This is a genomic window from Mycolicibacterium arseniciresistens, from assembly GCF_030519285.1.
GTDB classification, from domain to species: domain Bacteria; phylum Actinomycetota; class Actinomycetes; order Mycobacteriales; family Mycobacteriaceae; genus Mycobacterium; species Mycobacterium arseniciresistens.
In genome coordinates, this window is sequence record NZ_JAUMSQ010000469.1 from 1 (window position 1) to 3,081 (window position 3,081).

3 protein-coding genes are annotated in these 3,081 nt (G+C 73.3%); 1 reads left to right on the forward strand and 2 read right to left on the reverse strand.

Going from position 1 to position 3,081, the window contains the following annotated elements; genetic code table 11:
- On the forward strand, window positions 1-681 hold a 681-nt coding region (locus Q2100_RS30555), incomplete at its 5' end, for an Lrp/AsnC family transcriptional regulator (RefSeq protein ID WP_302917029.1).
- Window positions 682-685: 4 nt separating this feature from the next.
- Here Q2100_RS30555 and Q2100_RS30560 read toward each other — a convergent pair.
- Entirely contained in the window at window positions 686-2,137 is a 1,452-nt protein-coding gene (locus Q2100_RS30560) for a S8 family peptidase (protein ID WP_302917030.1), read from the reverse strand.
- Window positions 2,138-2,339: 202 nt separating this feature from the next.
- Window positions 2,340-2,714, reverse strand: a complete 375-nt coding sequence (locus Q2100_RS30565) for an SRPBCC family protein (protein ID WP_407667731.1) — start codon at window positions 2,712-2,714, stop codon at window positions 2,340-2,342.
- Window positions 2,715-3,081: the final 367 nt, after the last annotated feature.

The window sequence follows — 3,081 nt, forward strand, 5'->3', positions numbered from 1 at the left end:
CCCGCTGCGCCGGTCGCCCGGCGGCTGGCCCGCCGCGCCGACGTGCCGTTCCTCTCGCTGATCAGCGGCGCGCACGGACTGGTCGCCGAAGTCCGGTCGGCCTCACCGCTGGACATCGACGCCGCCGTCGCCGAAGTGCGCGCGCTGCCGGGGGTGTCGGCCGTGGACACCCTGAGCTACGTGGAGGTGGTGCGCGACGTGGTCGGCCCCGTCGGTGAGGTCGGGACCGAGGTGGACGACACCGACCGGGCACTGCTGACGCGACTGCAGGAGGACGGCCGCGCGTCCTATGTGGATCTGGCCGCAGCGGTGGGACTGTCCGCGGCGGGCGCGCGGCGACGCGTCGTGCGGCTGCTCGAGTCGAAGGTGGTCCGCGTCGGCGCCGTGGTGCGGCACTCCGGTCAGGACCGGCAGAGCGCGATGGGGATGGGCATCCGGCTGGCCGGCCGCCACCAGGACGTGGTGGCGGCGCTGGCCGCGATGTCGTCGGTCATCTTCATCGCCCGCACACTCGGCCGCTTCGACGTCCTGATCACGGTGCGGGCCTTCTCGGCCGGCCAGCTGGTCGACGTGCTCGACACGGTGCGGGCGCTGCCGGGGGTGCGGGGACTGGAGAGCTGGGCACACCTCGAAGTGGTCAAGGAGAGCTACGCGTCGGGACTGGAGTCGTCGACCCCGTGAATGCTCAGCCGCGGACGGTCCGGCGGTCGACGCCGAGCCAGCGGGACAGCTCCGAGTCCGTCACGGCCGCAGCCAGTTGCGGCGACACCGCCGCCGCCGGCGCCGACTCCTGGCCGCCTGCGACCGCGTGAGCCAGGACGGCCGCCACGAGCTCCGGGCCGAACCGGTGCAGATCTACCGAATCGGCGGCCGTCGCACCCACGGTCTCGGCAAGCAGTGACGCGACGCTGCCCACCGGAGCCGGCGCAACGCCCTGCGCGAGCGTGACCGTCTCCTGCCCGACGCCGAGGTCGAGGTCGGCGCCGAGGAGGGCTTCGGCGTCGATGATGCCCGCGCCCATCTCGCCGGGATCCCACCCCGGCGGCCGCCGGGCCGTCCCCTTCGCCAGCCGCATGAACATTGCCTGCACCGTCTCGCCGCGGGCCCGCGCCTCGGCGATGAGCACATCGCGGCCGTGGTGCGCGAGCCACAGCGCGGCCACACCGGCGGTCAGCGCGACCGCGAAGCTGGTGCCCTGGCCCTGCTCGACGCCGCCCGACCGGGCCGCCCGCCACACGTTCTGCGCCGGCGCCGAGATGTCGACCGTCGACCCGCGGCACGTGCCCGGCCACAGTCCGTCACCGGCGTTGACGCCGGCCACGGCGACACATTCGTCGTAGCGCGCGGGGAACACCACCTGGCGGACGCAGTTGCCGGCCGCCGCGAGCACGATGACGTTGCCGGCCACCGCCCGCCGCAGCGCGTCGTGCAGTGAGAACGACGGGAGGCCGCCGAGACTCATCGTGATGACGTGCGCGTCGTTTCGGACCGCCCAGTCGACGGCCTTCGCGACCGATACCTGGGTCACCCGGATCACGCTCTCGATCGCCCGGATCGGCATGTGCCGGGCCGCGGGTGCGGAGCCGATCACCGTCAGCGACGTCGGCGACACGACCACACTCGCCGTCGCGGTGCCGTGGCCCGGGTTGAAGCCGTCGAGCGGATCGGTGGGATCGGTGTCGTCGTCGAGGGTGTCGAAACCGCCCGCGCTGTCCACCCCGTCGAGTTCCGGATGCGGGAAGACCCCGGTGTCGGGCTGGGCGATGACGATGCCCGCGCCCGCGGCCGGACGACCCTGCGATTCCGAGAGCGCCCACGCCTCCCGCGCGCGGATGGCGGCCAGGGCCCAGTCCGCCGCGAGTTCCGGCTCGGTGTCCACATTGCAGCCCGGCACCCCGCCGAGGCTCTCCTGCACCGGCTCGGCGGGATCGGTCTCCGGGAAGAACGCCGTCGGCAGGTCGGGTTCGGCAGCCGGTGAGCCGACGGCGTCCGCGAGGACGTAGGCCGCCGAGAACGCGGCCGCGGGTGACGCCCCGTCGAGTGTGCGGTCCGGCATCTCGACTACGAGCACCTGCTCGCCCAGGGCCGTCACGGTCACCGCCAGATCCGCGCACGCCTCCCGCACGGTGGCGGTCATCGCATCCGCATGCCGGCCGTCGCCCATCTCGACCGCGAATCGTGCTGGCGCGCCGTTACTTCCAGGCACCCTCGGTACGGTGGCCGCTTCGAGTGCTTCGGTGACTGCCCGCATGTCCCACCTCCGCGTCGGTCACCTCAGCATGACACCGGGACACGCCGCGAGGTTCGATGTGCGCGAAGTGTGCGTCAACGGGCAGTGCTCAGTGCCCGGTCACCATCCGGTCGATGCGGCGCAGTGCGATCGCCAGCACGGGCAGATAGGCGCCCGCCCACACCGGCGCGGCCATGCTCGCCAGCGCACCGCGGTCGTGCGGCACGACGCTGTGCCGGGTCGCCGGGACTCCTGCGACCTGCCACGACCAACTGCGGCCGGGCTCGAACTCGGTGATGGTGAACGGCAGCGGGACACCGACCGGGGTCCAGACCTTGCCGCGCTCGCCGAGCCCCAGTTCGTCGCCGTCGAGCAGCTTCGCACCCGAGACGGTGGGGCCCCATTCCGGCCAGCGGTTCAGGTCGGTCAGCACCGACCAGACCGCGGCCGGTGACGCGCGGATCACCCGGTCCACCGAGAGCATGCCGCTGCGCAGCGCGAGATTCATGCCGTGGCGATGCCCTGGTCTCCCGTTCGCCAAACGCTGCGGGCCGGATTCGAGTCGCGCCTCGTTGGGTACTGGAGACCCAGTCCTTCGATCCCCCCACAGAAATCGAGCACAGATGCCTGCCCAGCGCACCGCCCGCCGTTTCCCCGTCACCGTCGGCGCCGCCGCCATCGCCGCGAGTGCGCTGCTCGCCGCCTGTGGCGGCGGTGACGGCGAGTCCTCGGAGAGCAGCACCTCGAGCACCACCACCACCACGACCACCACCTCGGTGACGCCGCCGACGATGACGCCGAGCAGCGCGCCTGCGCCGGCACCGGCGCCCCCGGGTGCGGGAGCGGGCCCC